General features: G+C 67.9%; 16 protein-coding genes. 8 read left to right on the forward strand and 8 right to left on the reverse strand.

What is annotated here, in order from left to right; genetic code table 11:
* Positions 1 to 84: 84 nt before the first annotated feature.
* Together ACZ54P_RS13985 and ACZ54P_RS13990 are read right to left on the reverse strand one after the other, a co-directional pair.
* Positions 85 to 2433, reverse strand: a complete 2349-nt coding sequence (locus ACZ54P_RS13985; protein ID WP_465461905.1) for an ATP-binding protein — start codon at positions 2431 to 2433, stop codon at positions 85 to 87.
* Between the two features lie 364 nt (positions 2434 to 2797).
* The gene (locus tag ACZ54P_RS13990; RefSeq protein ID WP_465461906.1) at positions 2798 to 3184 is read right to left on the reverse strand and encodes a hypothetical protein; all 387 of its coding nucleotides are present in this window, start codon (positions 3182 to 3184) and stop codon (positions 2798 to 2800) included.
* A 279-nt stretch (positions 3185 to 3463) separates the two neighbouring features.
* On the opposite strand from ACZ54P_RS13990, the gene ACZ54P_RS13995 reads away from it, so the two are divergent.
* The 4 genes from ACZ54P_RS13995 (at position 3464) to ACZ54P_RS14010 (ending at position 6924) form a co-directional block, all read left to right on the forward strand.
* Entirely contained in the window at positions 3464 to 4438 is a 975-nt protein-coding gene (locus tag ACZ54P_RS13995; protein WP_465461907.1) for a tetratricopeptide repeat protein, read from the forward strand.
* Positions 4439 to 4518: 80 nt separating this feature from the next.
* Positions 4519 to 5349, forward strand: coding sequence for a peptidoglycan-binding domain-containing protein (locus tag ACZ54P_RS14000; RefSeq protein WP_465461908.1), 831 nt, complete (start codon positions 4519 to 4521; stop codon positions 5347 to 5349).
* Between the two features lie 121 nt (positions 5350 to 5470).
* A complete protein-coding gene (locus ACZ54P_RS14005) occupies positions 5471 to 6094 on the forward strand; it encodes a cyclodeaminase/cyclohydrolase family protein (protein WP_465461909.1) in 624 nt (207 codons plus the stop codon).
* On the forward strand, positions 6091 to 6924 hold the full coding sequence (locus ACZ54P_RS14010) for a bifunctional 5,10-methylenetetrahydrofolate dehydrogenase/5,10-methenyltetrahydrofolate cyclohydrolase (protein ID WP_465461910.1): 834 nt from the start codon (positions 6091 to 6093) through the stop codon (positions 6922 to 6924). The genes ACZ54P_RS14005 and ACZ54P_RS14010 overlap by 4 nt, the downstream gene beginning before the upstream one ends.
* Here the strand turns inward: ACZ54P_RS14010 and ACZ54P_RS14015 are convergent.
* A complete protein-coding gene (locus ACZ54P_RS14015; protein WP_465461911.1) occupies positions 6905 to 7498 on the reverse strand; it encodes a TetR/AcrR family transcriptional regulator in 594 nt (197 codons plus the stop codon). The genes ACZ54P_RS14010 and ACZ54P_RS14015 overlap by 20 nt on opposite strands.
* A 50-nt stretch (positions 7499 to 7548) precedes the next feature.
* Between ACZ54P_RS14015 and ACZ54P_RS14020 the strand changes: the two genes are divergently transcribed.
* Positions 7549 to 8352 (forward strand): methyltransferase domain-containing protein, encoded by an 804-nt coding sequence (locus ACZ54P_RS14020; protein ID WP_465461912.1) that lies wholly within the window; start codon positions 7549 to 7551, stop codon positions 8350 to 8352.
* Here ACZ54P_RS14020 and ACZ54P_RS14025 read toward each other — a convergent pair.
* The 3 genes from ACZ54P_RS14025 to ACZ54P_RS14035 all read right to left on the reverse strand — a co-directional run bounded on the left by ACZ54P_RS14025 (position 8333) and on the right by ACZ54P_RS14035 (position 12493).
* Entirely contained in the window at positions 8333 to 9559 is a 1227-nt protein-coding gene (locus tag ACZ54P_RS14025; protein WP_465461913.1) for a right-handed parallel beta-helix repeat-containing protein, read from the reverse strand. The genes ACZ54P_RS14020 and ACZ54P_RS14025 overlap by 20 nt on opposite strands.
* Positions 9556 to 11877, reverse strand: coding sequence for a cellulose binding domain-containing protein (locus ACZ54P_RS14030; protein WP_465461914.1), 2322 nt, complete (start codon positions 11875 to 11877; stop codon positions 9556 to 9558). The genes ACZ54P_RS14025 and ACZ54P_RS14030 overlap by 4 nt, the downstream gene beginning before the upstream one ends.
* A 250-nt stretch (positions 11878 to 12127) precedes the next feature.
* A complete protein-coding gene (locus ACZ54P_RS14035) occupies positions 12128 to 12493 on the reverse strand; it encodes an RNA-binding S4 domain-containing protein (protein WP_465461915.1) in 366 nt (121 codons plus the stop codon).
* Positions 12494 to 12713: 220 nt separating this feature from the next.
* Here ACZ54P_RS14035 and ACZ54P_RS14040 point away from each other — a divergent pair, with 220 nt between their 5' ends.
* The gene (locus ACZ54P_RS14040) at positions 12714 to 14279 is read left to right on the forward strand and encodes a GMC oxidoreductase (protein WP_465461916.1); all 1566 of its coding nucleotides are present in this window, start codon (positions 12714 to 12716) and stop codon (positions 14277 to 14279) included.
* 58 nt (positions 14280 to 14337) lie between these two features.
* On the opposite strand, the gene ACZ54P_RS14045 is transcribed toward ACZ54P_RS14040, so the two are convergent.
* On the reverse strand, positions 14338 to 14817 hold the full coding sequence (locus ACZ54P_RS14045) for a carboxymuconolactone decarboxylase family protein (protein WP_465461917.1): 480 nt from the start codon (positions 14815 to 14817) through the stop codon (positions 14338 to 14340).
* Positions 14814 to 15893: an NAD(P)H-dependent amine dehydrogenase family protein gene (locus tag ACZ54P_RS14050; protein WP_465461918.1), complete on the reverse strand. Its 1080-nt coding sequence runs from the start codon at positions 15891 to 15893 to the stop codon at positions 14814 to 14816. The genes ACZ54P_RS14045 and ACZ54P_RS14050 overlap by 4 nt, the downstream gene beginning before the upstream one ends.
* 351 nt (positions 15894 to 16244) lie before the next feature.
* Here ACZ54P_RS14050 and ACZ54P_RS14055 point away from each other — a divergent pair, with 351 nt between their 5' ends.
* Both ACZ54P_RS14055 and ACZ54P_RS14060 read left to right on the forward strand, forming a co-directional pair.
* The gene (locus ACZ54P_RS14055; protein ID WP_465461919.1) at positions 16245 to 17393 is read left to right on the forward strand and encodes a Cmx/CmrA family chloramphenicol efflux MFS transporter; all 1149 of its coding nucleotides are present in this window, start codon (positions 16245 to 16247) and stop codon (positions 17391 to 17393) included.
* 190 nt (positions 17394 to 17583) lie between these two features.
* The gene (locus tag ACZ54P_RS14060) at positions 17584 to 18096 is read left to right on the forward strand and encodes a hypothetical protein (RefSeq protein WP_465461920.1); all 513 of its coding nucleotides are present in this window, start codon (positions 17584 to 17586) and stop codon (positions 18094 to 18096) included.
* Positions 18097 to 18214 lie beyond the last annotated feature (118 nt).

Below are 18214 nucleotides of genomic sequence, written 5' to 3' on the forward strand. Positions count from 1 at the left end.
AACAAAGTAGCTGGCCGGGAGATCTGTCCAGATCACGCTTCGGTAACAGCAGTGGTCCAAACCACGGAACTGCTCCGGACGGACCTACCGGATGCCGCCGTTCCGCCCGCCGCGCACCGCCGTCTGGGCCACCCAGGCCGCGATCTGTGCCCGGGAATCGAAGTTCAGCTTCCGCAGGATGCGCTGGACGTGTCCCTCGGCGGTCCGGCGGGAGATCACCAGCCGATCGGCGATCTCCCGGTTGGACAGGCCATCGGTGATCAGCACCGCGACCTCGTGCTCCCGGTCGGTGAGCACCGTCTCGACCTCGGCGACGGGACCGCTCTCCGCTCTCTCGGCCTCGTCGAGCGCGAGGGCGACAGCCTCTTCCAAGGTGAACTCACTGCCTCGCCGCGACAGCACCGCGTACCGGCTGTCACCGAGAGCCTCACGCGTCCGCGCTTCGCAGTCACCGTGCGGGGCGCCGAAGTACTTCGAGCCGAACATCGGGTAGCCGACGGACTGCCAGATCCGCCGCGCGCAGCCGAGCAGTGTCGCCGCTCGCTCCCACTGCCGGAGCGACGCCTCGATCCATGCGAGCACCTCGATCGACAGCACCATGCCGAGCAGATCGTTGAACGTGCGCTTGAGCCGCAGGCAATTGCGCGCGTAGCCGGTCGCCAGGTCGAACTCGCCCCGGTTCAACGCCACGAGCGCCAGTACGTAGATCGCGTAGGCGTAAGCCCATTCCTCGCCGTGCGCCGCGCCGATCGCGCGAGCCTCTTCGCACAGCGCCGCGGCCTCTTCCAGGTCACCGAGGAAGATCGACGCGATCGCCATCTCGATCCCGGCCAGCATCACGTTGCCGTTCAACTCGCCGAGCCGCCGATAGCGGGCACGGGCGTCTTCGAAGAGGTCCCTCGCGTAACCGACGTCATCGCCGACCAGCGCGTTGCATCCGAGACGGTGGATGGCGTAGGCGAGTGCCGCCTGGTCCCCCACCCGGCCCGCTTCCGTCCGGCACTCCCCCAGCAACGTCACCGCACGCGTGACGTCACCCTGCAGCGTTGAGACGTATCCGTTGACCCACAGCGCTTTCAAACGATCTTCGCCGCCGTCGGGGACCGCTTCGAGCGCGCGGTCGAGCCAGTGCCGCCCCTCCCCCAGCACACCGCAACCCGCCCAGTAGAACCACAACGTGGCAGCCAGTTTCAGACCGGCCTTGAACCCCGAGGGGGTGGCAAGGCAATAGTCGAGAGCGGCGCGCAGATTCGCGTGTTCGAGTCTGGTCCGCACGAAGATCTCAGCTTGCTTCGACCCGAACCATTCCCGCTCGCTCCGCTCGGCCTGCGCCAGGTAGTAATCCCGGTGACGGCGCAGGACCACGTCCTCGTCGCCCATGGCGTGGAGCTTCGACCTGCCGAACTGGCGAAGCGGCTCCAGCAGCCGGTATCTCGTCCGATCGCCGTCGCGTTCGACGAGCAGGACCGACTTGTCCACCAGCCCGGTCAGCTGCCCCAGCACCGATCCGGCGGACAGCCCGTCCCCCGCGCAAACGGCTTCGGCCGCGGACAGACTGAATCCACCACCGAACACCGACGCCCGCGCCCAGAGGAGCCGCTCGGCCGCTCCGCACAGGTCGTGGCTCCATTCGACCGCAGCCAGCAAGGTCTGATGCCGAGGCAGTCCGCCACGTTCTCCCTTGGCCAGCAGGTGAAAACTGTCCTCCAGCCGCGTCGCCAGCTCGTCGAGCGACAACGCGCGGACACGGACCGCGGCCAGCTCGATCGCCAGCGGTATGCCCGCGAGCATCCGGCACATCCTCGCGATCAAGTCCTGGTTGGCGTCGGTGACGGCGAAGCCCGGCTCGACGGCGGCCGCCCGTTCCGCGAGCAACGCCATCGCCGCGTAACCACGCCAACCTTCCGGGGGAAGCGGACGCAGCGGATCGGGCAGCGGCAACGGGACGACCTGCCAGAGATGCTCACCGGGGATCCCGAGTCGTTCCCTGCTGGTGGCGAGGACACGGAGCCCCGGCGCCGCCCGCAATAGCCGGTCCACCGCGGCGGCGCACGCCTCGATCAGGTGCTCACAGTTGTCCAGGATCACCAGGATCCGACGCTCCCGCAGGTGATCCGCGAGCACGTCCGTCTGGTTCCGGCCCGTGTCGTCGCGGACGCCCAGCTTCTCCAGCACGGTGTGGACCAGCAGGGCCGGGTCGGACAGATCCGCGAGTTCGACGAACCAGGCACCATCGGAGAAGGCCCGACGCAGTTCGGTGGCGGCATGGAGGGCCAGCCTTGTCTTGCCGACTCCGCCGACCCCGGTCAGGGTCACCAGCCTGGCTTTGGACAGGAGTTTTTTGACTTCGGCGACGTCCTGCTTTCGACCCACGAAACTCGTGGTCCCGGCGGGGATGTTGCCCGGCCGGCCTGCCGAGGCCGAGGTGCCCACCCTTGAACCGTACGGACGCGCTCGCCCGGGGGTCAACGACGCCGGGGGCTTGTTCGCTCGGTCAGCCCAATCAGGTGTCGAGGTGTCGTGAGCGGCTCTGGGGACTCGAGGTCGTTGAGCTTCTTGAGGACGCTGTGCAGGGGGTTCTGTAACGAGCCTCGATGATCTTGTTGAGTGCGGGTTCGGGTGAAGTGCGACATCTGCGCCAGGTCTCGGCGTCCACGGCGGAACACTGGCCGACCTGTTACCGCAAGGGCGGCGAAGCCACTTGTCGAGACCGCATTCAGTTACCTGAGGGCGCATGTTGCGTGGCGATTGGCGCAAGAGACACCGCATTTAGCCGACTAAATGCGCAGACCGGAAGTCAGCTGTCCGGCACCACGTACAACGTCGACGCGTCGCCTCCGTGCATGGCGACAAGACTGGTCCGGCACGCGAAGAGCACTTCGCGGTTCGCGACCGTGTCCGGCGGGACGCCACAGCCGTCGCAATAGAGTTCGACCGATCCCGGGAGGCTCTCGTCGACCTCGACGTCGATCGTGCGATCGCAGCGACGGCACCAGCGGTGCCCGGTGACCACGAGTACGTGCAACGGATCGGAGATGCACTGGTGCACCCAGCATCGGTGTACGTAGCAGGTGGTGCGCACGTGCGCGCTCAGCCCGTGTTCCTCCGCCACGTCTTCGGCGGCGAGGATGGCCGCCAGCCGCCGGTCGGCTAGCTCACCGTACCGATCCAGACGGCCGCCCACCCGGGGAGTCGCACTCGCATCCTCCTGGGAGACCAGCCGGAGACGGGCTCGCGAAGGCGGTGAAGCACGTAGCACCATGTAGGTCTCGACCTTTCGGCATCCACTGGAAGTCATATCAGGTTGCGCCGGTTTCCGCCTGGATGACACCCGTACAACTACCTGTCTTCATACCTCAGCGCACGTTGACGGAGAGGGCGCAAAGCTCGCGGCGACACTCGGCCCGGGTTACGCTTTGAGACCACGAATGTCGCGCTGGGGTTACGTCAGGGGTTAATGACCATGACAGATCCTGAAGCCACCGCTCGCCGCCACCTCGCTCCGGACCGGGTGGGGAAACATGATGTCGAAGCGCTGGAAGCACAGACGAAGGCGCTCCGTGCCGTCGACTACCAATGCGGGGGCGGGATGTGCCGCGACGCCGTCGTGGTGCGGATCCATCGTGGACATCGGATGCTCGCGATGTCGATCGCCGAACCGGTGCGGGCCAGGCTTTTCTCGGCCGTCGCGGATCTGCACAACCTCGCCGGGTGGGCTTGTTTCGACAGTGGTCACGTCGGTGCCGCGCAGCACCATCTCGACGTCGCCCTGGAGCTCGCCGCCGAGGCCGGAGACGCCGAATTGACCGCGAACATCCATTATCGGCGAGGCCGGATCCATCTCCATTACGGGGCGACGGACGAAGCCCTCACCCAGTTCGAGCTGGGCAGGCTCGCCGCGAGGCGGGCCGGTTCGAAGCTGGCCGCGAGCATCCTGAGCGCGAACCAAGGCTGGGCATACGCCAAGAAGGGCGACGCGAACCTCGCCGTCGGACTGATGGATCGAGCGGCTGAGGAATTCGCCGAAAAGGATGACAGCGAGCCACCCGACTGGGCGAGATTCTTCACCGAAATCGACGTTTCCGCGATGGCGGGCTCGGTCCATACCGATCTGGCCCTGCGCAAGGGCGGCCGTCATATCGGAATGGCCATCTCCACGCTCACCGACGCCGTCCGCGGATACGGTCCGGAAATGGCGCGCAGCCGTTCGCTGTGTTTGAGCATGCTGGCCACGGGACACGTTCTCGGCGGGGACGGCGACGAGGCGCTGTCCGTAGGCATCCAGGCGGTCGAAAGCGCCGAGACGCTGAGATCGGTGCGCACCAGGGACCGGCTGCGCCCGCTCGGACAGGAAGCGGCCAAACACCCCGACGACGCCGATTGCCGGGCCTTGTCCGAAGCGGTGACCCTCTTCGTCACCGGCCGGGACCAGACCTGAGAGCCGTTCGTTTGTACGGACCTTGTATTCGCGCTGATCATGCTGCCCGGACAAACTTCGGTTAGTTCAGGAGGCAGGAATTGTTGACCAAGGTAGCCGTGCTCGCGACAGCGGCCGCGTTCTCCTTCGGCGTGGCCGCCCCGGCCAGCGCCGAAGTGGCCGCGGACCTGTTGCCCGCGGCCAACATGGAAGCGGTGCTCAAGGCCGCCCAGATCGACCCGCGCCGGGCGGACAGCGCCTTGACGCCGGGTGCCAAAGACAGCGTGCTGCTCGTCGAGCAGGCGCTGTCGGCCAAGGGGCTGCTCGACCAACAGTACGTCGACGGTCACTTCGGCACGTCGACGATCACCGCGTACTCCAGCTACCAGAAGTCGCTGGGGTACACCGGGCTCGACGCCTCCGGCCTGCCGGGCAAGACCTCGCTCGAGAAGCTGGGCGAAAGCCGGTACACCGTCACCGCGGTGGTTTCGGCGGGTAGCCGCCTGACCTACCACGGCAAGACGATGAACACCCGGACCAAGGAGATGCTGGTGAAGGCCGAGGGTCTGCTCGGCAGGCAGCTCACCATCACGCAGGGCTCGTACAACCCCGGCGGTGTCGGCGCTTCGGCCGGTACGCACGACGGTGGCGGCGCGCTCGACATCGGCGTCGAGGGGATGTCCTCGACCACGCGGACCGACGTCGCGCGGAAGCTGCGTCAGGTCGGCTTCGCGGCGTGGGTCCGGACCCCGGCCCAGGGTTTCGCCTACCACATCCACGCCATCGCGCTGTCCGATCCGGACCTGTCGTCCGGCGCGCAGCATCAGGCCGGTGACTACTACCTCGGCTACAACGGCCTCGCCGGCCGCGGTTCCGACGACGGCCCCGCCGTCTCGCCGAAGCTCACCTGGGAGGAGTACCAGCGCGCGTGAGCTGGTTTCCGAAGGCCACCTTCGCCGAAGTCGATCAACGGTGAAAGGTGGCCTTCGGGCTGTCCGAGAACCCCGGGTAGGCTTCGGCGCGACGGCAAAACCAGCGGGAAGGGAACATCGCGTGGAGGCTCAACCGGTCGGTCAGTGGCTCGACGAGCTGGCTTCGAAGGCCTCGACACCCGGCGGTGGCGCGGGGGCCGCGATGAACGCCGCGGTGGGTGCCGCCCTGGTCTCCATGGTGTGCAACCTGACCATCGGCAAGCCGAAGTACGCCCAGTTCGAGGAGAGCATGACCGAGGCTCTCGGCAAGGCCGAAGACCTCCGCGGTCGCGCGCTCGGCCTCGCCGCCGACGACGCCGCCGCGTTCGACGCGGTCGTCTCCGCGTACAAGCTCCCGAAGGCCACCGACGAGGAGAAGCAGGCCCGCAGCGCCGCGATCCAGGCCGCCCTGGTCGGCGCCGCCGACGTCCCCCTGCGGACGGCCGCCCTCGCCGCCGAGGTCATCGACCTCGCCGCCTCGATCCTCGAAGGCGCCAACACCAACGTCATCTCCGACATCGCGGTCGCGGCCTCCTCCGCCAAGTCCGCGCTCGAGTCGGCCGTGGTCAACGTCGAGGTCAACCTCGCGTCGATGTCCGACGAGCAGCGGCGCAAGGAGACCGAGGCCCGCCTCGCCGAGTACACGCCCGCCGCCGGGCGCGCCGACGCCCTCGTCGCCCAGGTCCGCGAGAGGATCGCCCGATGACGCTGATCGACGGGCGCGCGATCGCCGCCGCCATCACCGCCGAGGTCACCGAGACCGCCGCCAAGCTGCGCGAGTCGGGCACCGCGCCGACACTGGCCGTGCTCGTACCGACCGACGACGACGCCACCGCCTGGTACGTGCGCTCGATCGAGCGTGCCGCGAAGAAGGTCGGCGTCGACTGCCGCGTGGTCCAGCTGGAGAAGCCGACCGGCGAGGACGTCACGCGCGAACTCGACAAGCTGTCCGCGGACCCGTCGGTGCACGGCATCATCTGCCAGACCCCGCTGCCGGAAGGCGTCACACTCGACGACGTCGGCGCGCATATCGACCCGCGCAAGGACGTCGACGGCGCCAACCCGGTCAGCCTCGGCCGCCTCACCGCGGGCCTGCCGACCTACGCCCCCGCCACCGCCGCCGCGGTGCTGGAGATCCTGAAGCGCGAGCAGGTCGCCCTGTCCGGCGCCCAGGTCGCCGTCGTGGGCCGCTCGACCGTGGTCGGCAAGCCCGCCGCGCTGCTGTTGCTCGGCGAGAACGCGACGGTGACCGTCTGCCACTCGCGTACCAAGGACCTCGCCGCGGTCACCAAGACCGCCGACGTCCTGGTCGTCGCGGTCGGCCGCGCGCACTTCATCGGCGCCGACCACGTCAAGCCCGGCGCCGTGGTGATCGACGTCGGCACCAACCCGACGCCCGAAGGCGGACTCGTCGGCGATGTCGACCAGGCCGCGGTCGAGGAGCTCGCGGGCTCGATCACGCCGGTCCCCGGCGGCGTCGGCCCGGTCACGACCTCGCTGCTGCTGCGGCACACCGTCACCGCCGCGCAGTCCTGATCCCAGAGCCGACGACGGCGGCCACCGTCTTCCGCACCTGCTCCGCCTCGGGGGCGGCGCCGGTGCGGTCGGCGAACAGTAGATGCGTGGCACCGATGAGCGTCGCCGCGAGCGTGTCGACGTCGGCGTCTTCGGCGATCCTGCCCTTTTCGCGTTCCGCCTCGAGGTAGCCGGCGATCATCACGGCCGCCTGGGTCAGCACCGGGACCCCGGCCGGCCACTCGCGGCGCAACCGGGCGCGCAGCTCGTCGCGGAAGATCACGAGCGGGACGATCGCGACCGCGACCGACTCGAACACCGCTGTGAGCGCCTCCGCCAGGTTGTCGACGACCGTTCCGGTACCGACGGCCTGGCGAAGGCTTTCTTCGTCCAACTTCTCGATCCGATCCAGCACGAACTCGGCGAGGAACGCGTCGAAGTCGTCGAAATGCCGGTGCAGCACGCCTTTGGCGCAGTTCGCCTCCGTGGTGACCGCGCGGCTGGTGAGCCCGCTCGGCCCGTCACGGAGAAGGACCCGCTCGGCGGCGTCGAACAGCTGCGCGCGCACGGCGCGCAGGGCTATCCCGGTCGGCATACGGCTCCCTTGCGTTGACGAGTGGGCAACTGCCCACTTATGGTGGGCGCATGCCCACTCTACCGTCGGAACGCGAGCCTCACCGCCATCGACAGGCCGCCGAATCCTTCGGCGTCGACGTCGAACGCTACGACCGGACCCGGCCCGCCTATCCCCCGGAACTCATCGACCACCTCGTCGCGGCCGCCCCCGGCCGGGAAACCCTCGACATCGGTATCGGCACCGGGATCGACGCGCGTCAGTTCCAGGCGGCGGGCTGCCGGGTACTGGGCGTGGAACCGGATCCGCGCATGGCCGACTTCGCGCGCCTGAGCGGGATAAACGTCGAAGTCGGCACCTTCGAGGCTTGGGAGCCTGCCGGACGTCGCTTCGATCTGCTCGTTTCCGGGCAGGCCTGGCATTGGGTGGATCCGGCCGCGGGTGCAGTCAAGGCCGCGGAAGTCCTGCGGCCCGGCGGGCTTTGGGCCGCGTTCTGGCATGTTCCCGAACCGCCGTCGCGAGTCGGAGACGCGTTGATGGACGCGTACCGGCGGCACGTCCCCGACGCTCCCGACGCGCTCAAGAACGTGCCGAAACAGTCCTCCGACGCGTACGACCAGCTCATCACCAAGATCACCGATGGCCTGCGCGAGGCGGGCGGGTTCGGCGAGCCGGAGCAACGGCGGTATGACTGGGAAAAGGAATACACTCGGGACGAATGGCTCGACCAGCTTCCGACCTTCGGCTCACTCACCTGGGTCGAACCCGCCCTGCGGCAGGAGATCCTCGCTGAGGTCGGTGCGGTGATCGACGGGATGGGCGGCCGGTTCACCACGCGCTACACCACGATGGCGATCACCGCCGTACGGGCGTGACCGGGATGTTGGTCAGGCCGTTCACCGCCCTCGAGACGGTGTTGGACGCGTAGACGACGTTGGGCCGTTCCGAGCACTTCGACGTCGACGTGATCTTGATCGCGTACTGGCCGACGCCGCCGAGATCGGACTTGTTGCCCCGCCACACGTTCCCGCACCCGTTCGGGAACGACGGAGTGGTCGCGGGGTTGTGCGTCTCGTAGCCGTTCGCGAACGTCCCCGGCGAGGCGAACGTGCCGGTGTTGTCCTCGATGACGTAACCGGTTCCCTTGACGTCGACCCACGAGTCGGCCGAGTTCTGCCCGGAGATCCCTTGCCCGTCGAAGGTGTTGCCCCGGATGACGCCGTCGGCGGTACCTTCCTTGACGTCGATGAGTTCCGCCGCGACGTACGGTCCGATGTGGTTGTTCAGCACCTGGATCCGGTCGCCGCGGTCGACACCGCCGGAGTTCCCGTGGCACGCCCAGTTCGAGTTCGCCGAACCGAGGTAGACACCCTCACCGTAACCAGGCTGTACAAGACCGGTGTGGCTGATCGCCGAGTCGCGGATGACGCTGTCGGCCGAGGAGCGGCGGAAGTGGACGCCTTCCTCGTCGATCCGGTGCACCCGGACACCGTCGATCACCGTGTGGTGGGAATCGTCCGCGACGATGCCCTTCTTCGACTCCTGCACGGTGAAACCCTTGAGGTGCCAATAAGGAGCGTCGTACAGCCAAAACCCGTATCCAGAGTCCCAGCCCGCCGTCGGCGCCGGGCATGAGGGCGCCTCCCCCGACGGGCCGTCGTTGATCAGGACGGCCGTGGCAGGCCCGGTCACCGTAATGGGCGCGCCCGCCGTTCCGGGCTTCGTGGCCACGAAGGAACCACGGTAAGTTCCGGCGGCCAGCCGGATGGTCTGCCCGGGGCTCGCGGCCGCCAGCGCCGCCTGGAGTTCCACCGCGGTTCTGACGTCGACCACGTCACCCGCCGGGGCACTGGTCGTCCTGGTCGTCCCACTCGTGGAGGTCGGCAGGCCGAGGCCACTGGTGGTGACGCCGAAGTTCGCCGTACCGCCCGGTTTGACGGTGACGTTGGCGATCTTGTAGTGCTGGAACTCGACCGTCCACTGTGTACTGGGCGCGACTGCCTCCGCGGTGACGACGGCGCCGAGCAGGCCTGCCGCCGACACCGTGGCCGCGAGCGCGGCGAGAAGTCGTTTCCTCGTCATCCGGTGCCTCCGCATTTCGTTCCGGCGATCGTGCAGTCGACCGGGAGCCCCTGGCCGGCGGTGTTGAATCCGAACGTCGCCGTGCCGCCGGGTTCGACGGTTCCGTTGTGCGCAGCGTTCCCGAACCGGTAGTGCCGGCCGGACTTGGTCAGCACCGAACTCCAGGAACCACTGACCGTGGTCCCGACGGGCAGGTCGAACTCGACCGCCCAGGACCCCACCGCGGCTGAACAGCCGTTGGTGATGGTGAATCCGCCGCCGTAACCGCTGTCCCACACCGATTTCCGGCCGAACGCCGCCGTCAGGCAACCACCAGGGCCGGGAGGGGCGCTGGTCGTGGTGGACGTCGGCGTGGCGGTCTGGCCCGTCGACGACGACGGCGGAGATCCGTCGACGGACTTCAGGAACAGCGACGTGGCGGGGTCGGTCTTGGTCGCGTCGACCCCGTGCCCGCCGGTGTAGTCCCGCTGCTCGTTCTTCGCCCAGTCCGCGATCGGGGTGCCCCCGAGGTCGAGGTGTTTGTACCTGGTGCCGTCCCAGCCGAAGACGTAGACGCGATGCCGATCGCCGTAGAAGTCGTTATACGGGCCGCCGTCCGCGAGTTGTTTGGCCATGGCGTTGTTGAAGAACACGTTGCGGTAGCCGGAACCGCCCGACCATTTGACGGCCTTCTTGCCGGCACCCCACCAGATCGGGAACCAGTTCGAGTCGTCGGGACCACCGCCGCCCTCCTCACCGCAGTTGGCCCGGCAGTTGCCGGAGCGGTGCGCGTAGGGGACCTTGACCGTGTTGAGTTCGAAGAGGTTGTTGCGTTCCCAGCCACCGTGCAGGTTCAGGTCGGAGTCGAACGAGTTGCCGACCACGACGTTGCCCGAGGCGGACCACTGGAAGGTGAAGTGCCGCAACAGGGTCGAAGTGTTCCCGGCGTAGAGCGAGTCCCACACCCGGGAACCGCGGAAGTACCCGTTTCCACCCTTGCCCTTGTTCCAGGAGCCGTTGAGTTCGTTGTCGACGATTTGGAGGTTCTTGGCCTCCTCCGTGACGATCGGATGCGACCCCGTCATGTCCGCGCGGACACCGCGGACCCACGAGTTCGCCGACCACTTGAACACGATGCCGTGCATCTCCGCGGCGGGCGCCATGTTCCCGTAGTTGTTGGTCGCCTCCGCGGGGTTCAGCCCGGGCATGACCTGCGTGAACCCGAGGTTCTCGAACCCGACGCCGAGCACCGGATCGACCAGCGGAGCCGCCTTCGAGTCGTAGGTGACACCGTCGATCGGGGCCGAACCGTCCGAAGTGGAATTCACCGGCACGTCGTACTCGAGCGGTTTGTCCAGGGTGATGGTGCGCGCGGTCGTGTCGAGCGCCGTGATCGTGAAGATCTGCTGACGCATGTGCATGTTCAGCAGCGGCAACGTGGTCGGTGTCGCCTGCTGCTGTTCGTAGAACTTCTGCGAGTTCGCCGCCCGGATGTTGACCAGGTTCCCGGCGGCGAGCGAGGTCAAGGCACCACTGTTCGCCAGGTGGACGACCCGGTCCCCCATGCGCGCGGCGAAGGCGGTGTCACCGGCCTTGCCACGCAGCTTCACCCCGGCCTTCCAGTGGACGTTGACCGTGCCCTCGAAGATGTCCTTCCGATTGGCGGGCGCCGAGGCGTGGTCACTCGCGTAGGCCGTGTGCACTCCCCTGGATTGGACACGGAACAGCCCGCGGCCGGGCCACAACCAGCCGCCCTTGCCCGCGCCCGAGGTCATTCCGTCCTCGTCCCAGTCGGAACCGTCCGGCGTGAGGGTGTCGTAGAGCGTGTTCGCGTCGGGCCGGTACCCGAACTTCGTCGCGTCCTTGCCCGCCCCGCGCAGGATCAGGTAGTCGGCGTCGACGTGGATCTCGTGCGTGATATCGAACCGTCCGGCCGGGAAGGTGATCGTGCTCAGCTTGGTGTAACTCCCCGACGGCGAGCACGCGCTCTTGATCCCGTCGATCGCCGCCTGGATCCCGTTCGTGTCGTCGGCGCCGTCGTCGGGCTTGACGTTGTACTGGCTCGCCAGTTCCGCCGCGGTGACCTGGCAGGTGGCGTTCGGATTCACCTCGGCGGCGCCCGGCAGCACGGCGCCGCCCCGGTACCCCGCTTTGGACCAGTCATAAAGTCCGGCGACCGGCGCCCGGCGGTTGGCCGCGCCGACATCGAGGCCGGTCAGCGCCCCCGCCCCCGGCGCGGCGTCCGCGGCGCCGGGTGGCACCTGCAGGAGTGCGGCGGTGGCGACCACGGCGGCGACCGCCGGTAGGACGGCACGACGAAGAGGACTTTTTCGGGACACCCGAAACCTCCGTGACGGACTGACGGAAGGTGTTGCGGCGTGTACACCCGGACCCCGTCTTTATAGTTCACGTCGCTGTCACCCGTCAACGGATGTGAATATCGTCCACGTATGTGAACGTCGCGACGACCGGTGTCCTCAAGGGACATATCTTGCGACCGGGGATGCCTCTCTGCCGGTTACGCGCGGGGTCGTGAGCGACCCGAATCACTCACGCCCTGACGCGAAACCGCGCATAACGGACGCTGCGTCAGCCCTCGCCGGTCCGGAACCGGTCCAGGACCCGGCGCTCGCGTTTCGTCGGGCGTCCCGCTCCTCGCTCTCGCCGCGCCACCGGCACGGCGGACTCGGGCGGCGGCGGAGGCGTCCGATCGATGAAACAGGTCGCGGCGTCGGCGGCACCGACACGTTTCTGGATCACCCGCGTCACTTCCAAGATCCGCGTGGTGTCGTTGACCCGGGCTCGCACCTCGTCGCCCGCCACGACCGTGGTCGCGGGTTTGGCGGGTTTGCCGTTCACGCGGACATGGCCGCCACGGCACGCGGCGGCGGCGTCCGGGCGCGTCTTGGTCAGCCGGACCGCCCACAGCCAGCGATCAACTCGAGTGGACTCCACAGCCGTACATAGTGGCGCATCCGCCGCCTCGATGCCCGCCTACCTGGCCGTAGCACCCGGAAAAGAACTCCCACCTTTATTGCCACCCGACTGAGCCAGAGGTATAACTTGTTCTAAATACCTCAACGGTGAGGAAGATCACGTGAGCGACGAACCCATGCGGAGCAGCGCTTCTGGACAATTATCCCGCCGCGTATTCATAACAGGAACTAGTTCTATCTTGGGAGCCGCGGCCCTGAGTGGGACCGCCTTCGCCTCTTCCGGGAAGAGACCGGCGGCGGAACGCTCGATCACCGACGCCGCGCAAATCCCGGCACTCGTCATCGGTTCCGGATACGGCGGCTGCGTCGCCGCGCTCCGGCTCGCCGAAGCGGGTGTCGACGTCCATCTCGTCGAACTCGGCAAGGCGTGGGACGCCCCGGGCACGGACGGCAAGATCTTCGCCAACACCACCACCCCGGACTACCGCTCCTTCTGGCTGCGGACGAGGACCAAGCAGCCGTTGAGCAACTTCCTCGGTTTCCCGCTGGACAAGGACGTCCCGCGCCACACCGGGATCCTCGACGCCGAGGAGTTCAGCGGCATCACCGTCTACCAGGGCCGTGGCGTCGGCGGCGGCTCACTGGTCAACGGCGGGATGGCCGTCACACCGAAACGGGAGAACTTCGGCTCGGTGCTGCCGACGGTGAACGCCGACGAGATGTACGGCGTCTATTACCCGCGCGCCAACGCGGGCCTGGGCGTCGCCACGATCGACCAGAACTGGTTCGAGACCGCCGAGTGCTACCAGTACGCGCGAGTCGGCCGGAAGCACGCCCAACGCTCGGGATTCCCGTTCCTGTTCGTCCCGGACGTGTACGACTGGGACTACATGAAGAAGGAGCAGGCGGGCACGGTGCCGAGATCCGCGCTGGCCGGGGAGATCCTCTACGGCAACAACGCGGGCAAGAAATCGTTGCAGCAGACCTATCTTCCGCGAATCAAGGCGACCGGCCGGGTGACGATCTCCTCGCTGCACCGCGTCACCTCGGTCACCCCCGCGTCCGGCGGCGGATACACCGTGGTGATGGAGCAACTCGACACCGGCGGCGCGGTGACCGCGACGAAATCCGTGACGGCGGGCAAGGTGTTCTTCGCCGCGGGCAGTGTCGGCACGAGCAAGCTGCTGGTCAAACTCCGGGCGACCGGGGCGCTTCCCGACCTCAGCCCCGAGGTCGGGAAGGGCTGGGGCGACAACGGGAACGTCATGTGCGGCCGGGCCAACCACATGTGGGACGCCACGGGCGCGCTGCAGTCGTCGATCCCGACCGCCGGCATCGACAACTGGGCGGCGGGCGGCGCGTTCGCCGAGGTCGCGCCGCTGCCGACCGGTATCGAGACCTACGCGTCGTTCTACCTGTCCATCACCAAGAATCCCCACCGGGCGACGTTCTCCTGGAACGCGGGCGCGAACAAGGTCGACCTCGACTGGCAGTCCGCTTGGAAACAACCTTCGATCACCATGGCCAAGTCGATCTTCGACAAGATCAATTCCAAGGAGGGGACGATCTACCGCACCGATCTGTTCGGCACGTACAAGATCTGGGGCGATCATCTCACCTACCACCCGCTCGGCGGCGCGGTACTGGGCAAGGCGACCGACAATTACGGCAGGCTGCACGGATATCCGGGGCTTTACGTGATCGACGGCGCGCTGATTCCCGGTAATACTACCGTCAACCCGTTCGTCACCATCACCGCGCTGGCGGAACGGAACATCGAAAAGATCGTCGCCACCGATTTGTGACGACGATCGAACAAGGTTTTTCCGAGAATGAGCCGGGGTCGCCACCCCGGCTCATTCTTCAGATTTTCGGCAGCACGCAGACGGTGTCGATCCCCAGAACGTGGTTCAGTCGCCCGAACGCCAGCCAGGAACCGATGCTCATGCTCAGTTCCACGATTTCCCGCTGGCTGTAGTGCTCGCCCATCCGCTTCCAGAATTCCTCGTCGATGCCGTGGTGGTCGAGCGCGTACCGCTCGGCGTACTCGGCGGCTAGCCTGGTGCGTTCGTCGAACGCCTCGGTGGTGCGCCACGCGGTGACCGCGTCGGCGAACTCCTCCTCGACCTTCACCCCGTCCCGTTCGGTCCGCCAGTCCAGGCAGAAGACACACCCGTTGAGCTGCGCGATCCGCAGCCGTGCCGCCTCGAACTCCCGGAGCCCCAGCGTGGTGTGCGCATAGACCGCGAGCGAGAAGTTCGACGCCGCGGCGCCGATACCGGGCACCATCTCGCCCCAGACGTAGCCGATCGGGTCCTTGCCCTCGGGAATGTCGATGTTCAACGCGCGCTCCTTCCGAGCTTGCCGGTGGCCGGTCGCAACGGGACGTCGAGGGCGTCGTAGAGCCCGGGTTTGGCGTCCACGAGCCAGTCGATGGCGCCGACCAGCCTGCCGACCGCGGTCGCGTTGCCGCCGGCGGACCGGTTCTCCCCCTCGTCGATGGCCTCGACCGAGACCTCGATCCTGGGGCGGCCTTCGATGATCACCCGGTGCGCCCCATCGCCGGTGGGCGGCGTCGGCCAGTCCGGCGCGCACGACGCGTGGATCCGGGTCACGTGCTCGATGACGATGCGGGGCTCGCCGTCCACGATGCCCTGTACCTCGAACCGGACCGCGCCCTGTGTACCCGCCTCGAACTCACCCATCGCCCGCGTGGTCACGGTCTTTTCGAGCGGACGGCGGTCCAGCGTCTCGCGGATCTCGTCGAGCTCCACACCGAGCCCTCGGGCGATCAGCCGCACCTGCCCGCCCCACACCATCGTCGGGACCGACGGCGCCAGCATCGGCGGCTGGTAGTCCATCGGCTGCCCCATGCCGACCAGGTAACGGACCGAATCCGGCTGGTCGTAGGTGGAGTAGTCGAAGATCTCCTGGCAGCGGACGACGTCCACGGTGGTGCCGAGCCCGCTGATCAGCAGCGGCAGGATGTCGTTGCCCCAGCCGGGATCGACGCCGGAGACGAACAGCGAACCACCGCCGTCGGCGATCGCCGCGAGCACGGGTCCACGCAGTTCTTCGGGCGCGTTGCGCTGGTCGTACAACGCGTAGAGCGCGGGTGTCACCACCACCGCCCCCGCCCGGATCGCGCGGACGATGTCGGCGAGCGCGTCGGCGGGCCGGATGTCACCGGACGCCGCGTACACCACCGCTCGCGGGCCCGCCGCCAAAACCGCTTCGACGTCATCGGTCGCCGCCACACCCAGTTCGCCGTCGACACCGGCGAGCGCGGCCGCGTCGCGGCCGACCTTCGCGGGATCGTGCACGAGCACCCCCGCGAGTTCCAACGCCGGATGCGCGTCGACGGCCCGGATGGCGGCGCGGCCGATGTTGCCTGTACCCCAGACAACCGTGGGAATCATGAGGTCGAGGTTAACCTCGGCTTCATTTCCAAGGGCAACGAAAGCGTTCCGGTACGCGGAACGGACGTCGTTTCTCCGGTCATCGGGACAGGCGTTCGGCCATTTGCCTCCCTCGCCGGACGACAATCGGGTTGAGGGCCGCCGACGGCGATGTGTAGTGTGCGCTCTCGTGACGAGCCCCGAGTCGGACAGAACCCCGCCGCCGGTCATCCGGCGGCGAGTCGTCGTGTCCGGCCGTTAGGCGCCGGACCTCTCGCTTCCCGGTGACCGGAGCGCTGTTCCGTGCGCCCGGCCGGGTTTTCCTGCCCCGCGCACGGCTTCTCCTGTTCACCTTTTCTTGGGAGTCGTCCGTTGCCCCTGTTCGTCTATGTCCTCGGCCTTGCCGTCTTCGCGCAAGGCACCTCCGAATTCATGGCCTCCGGGCTCGTCCCGGGGATCGCCGGTGACCTGTCGGTCCCGGTGGGCGCGGCCGCCGCGCTGACGTCGGCTTACGCCGTCGGAATGATCGTCGGCGCGCCTGCCATGGCCGTGCTCAGCGCACGATGGCCCCGACGGCGCGCGCTGGCCGGTTTCCTGACCGCTTTTGTCGTGGTACACGTCGTCGGCGCGCTCACGACGAGTTTTCCGGTGCTGTTCGGTACCAGGGTCGTCGCGGCGGTCGTCAACGCCGGATTTCTCGCCGTCGCCATGCCCGTCGCGGCCGCCCTGGCACCGGAGGGAAAGCAAGCGCGCGCGACCGCGGTCCTGCTCGCGGGCGTGACCCTGTCGTGCGTCGTCGGCGTACCAGTCGGATCCGTGCTGGGTGAGCTCGCGGGCTGGCGCTCGGCGTTCTGGGCGGTCGCCGCGTTGTGCCTGCCCGCGCTGACGCTGGTGTTCCGTTCGGCGCCTGCCGACGCGGCGGGCCTGCCCGAAATCTCGATCAGGCGCGAAGCACGCGAGCTGAAAACACGTCCGGTGCGGCAGGCGATGCTCCTCGCGGCCTTGGTCAACGGCGCGACCTTCGCGACGTTCGCCTTCCTCGCGGTGATCGCGACGGATGTCGCTCACCTGCCCGCCGGAGCGGTCTCCGGTTTGCTGGCCGCGTTCGGCGTCGGCGCGTTCATCGGGGTCGCCGTGGCGGGCCGCATCGGTGACGGCGAACTGCGGCGTGGTCTGGTACTGGCGTTGTGCACCTTGCCTGCCGGTTGGGCTGTACTGGCGGCGACCAGCGCGCACCCGGTCGTCCTGTTCACGCTGACGACCGTCCAAGGTGGACTGTCGTTCGGCTGCGGGTCGGCGTTCGTGGCCAGGGTCATGCACGTGGCACCCGGTGCGCCGACCCTCGGTGGCTCGTTCGCCACGGTCGCGCTCAACGCGGGCGCGTTCCTGGGACCGGTGCTCGCCGGCTTCGTCACCGAAGCGTCAGAGGATCACCGCCACGCCATCTGGATCAGCGCGGCGATCGCCGCCGTGGCGATCGTTCCGACACTGTCGGTTCGACGGGTGAAGGTGCGCGGCTAGAAGGGCCAGGGTCGTTGTCATGCATGCCTGGACGACTTGGTTCCGCAGCACGGTAGGCACACAGCGTCACGCTCCACCGGTTTTCGAGCGCCTGCAGACCTGCCTCGGTCACTCAATCCGGTATGACACAGCCGGAAGGCTCAGCACCCTCCCGTCTACGGGTACCCGACGACGAACGAAGGAGGAGAAGATGCCCGATAACGAGCTTCCAGGGTTTCTGATCATCGGCTTGATCTTCATCGTCGCGGACGGCCAGATCCTCTATCGCGGCGCTCGGCGCTATCTGCGGCCACGAGAGGGCGGTGAGGGAACCGGATCGGCGGCGTGGATGGTGGTCACCGTCTTCCACCTGGTTTCCATCGGCGTGTTGGCCCTGCTTTCGGTCGTAGGACCCGGCTGGTCGGGATCGATGGCCGCGCTGGTGGGCCGGTTGGGCGTCTTCCTGTTGCTCATGGCCGTGGCACACGTGCTCACCCTGTCCGTGCTCGCCCGCCAGCGGCAGGACGACGTCGTCGAGGCCCACTTCCACGAGCGCGAGGCCGAACGTACCGTGTCTCCGAACAGGCCCGAGTCCGAACGCGGGGCCAGGCAGACGCCGACGGACGCGATCTGGCAGTCGCCCGTCACGCCGGTGCCCGGACAAGAGGGGCAGCATCCCCACGTGAGCCCGGATATCGGCGACCACGGGCCATACCGGGCATGAGATCGGAACCCACGATGAAGTGGAAAGCCTGGTGACCGTGGGCCGGGCCTGCTCACAAGACTCTCCTTCCGTTCGGCCAGTAGCCCGGTCACCCGGTCTCGCGGTGGGCACACACGGG

This window comes from Amycolatopsis sp. NPDC034160 (assembly GCF_055575355.1).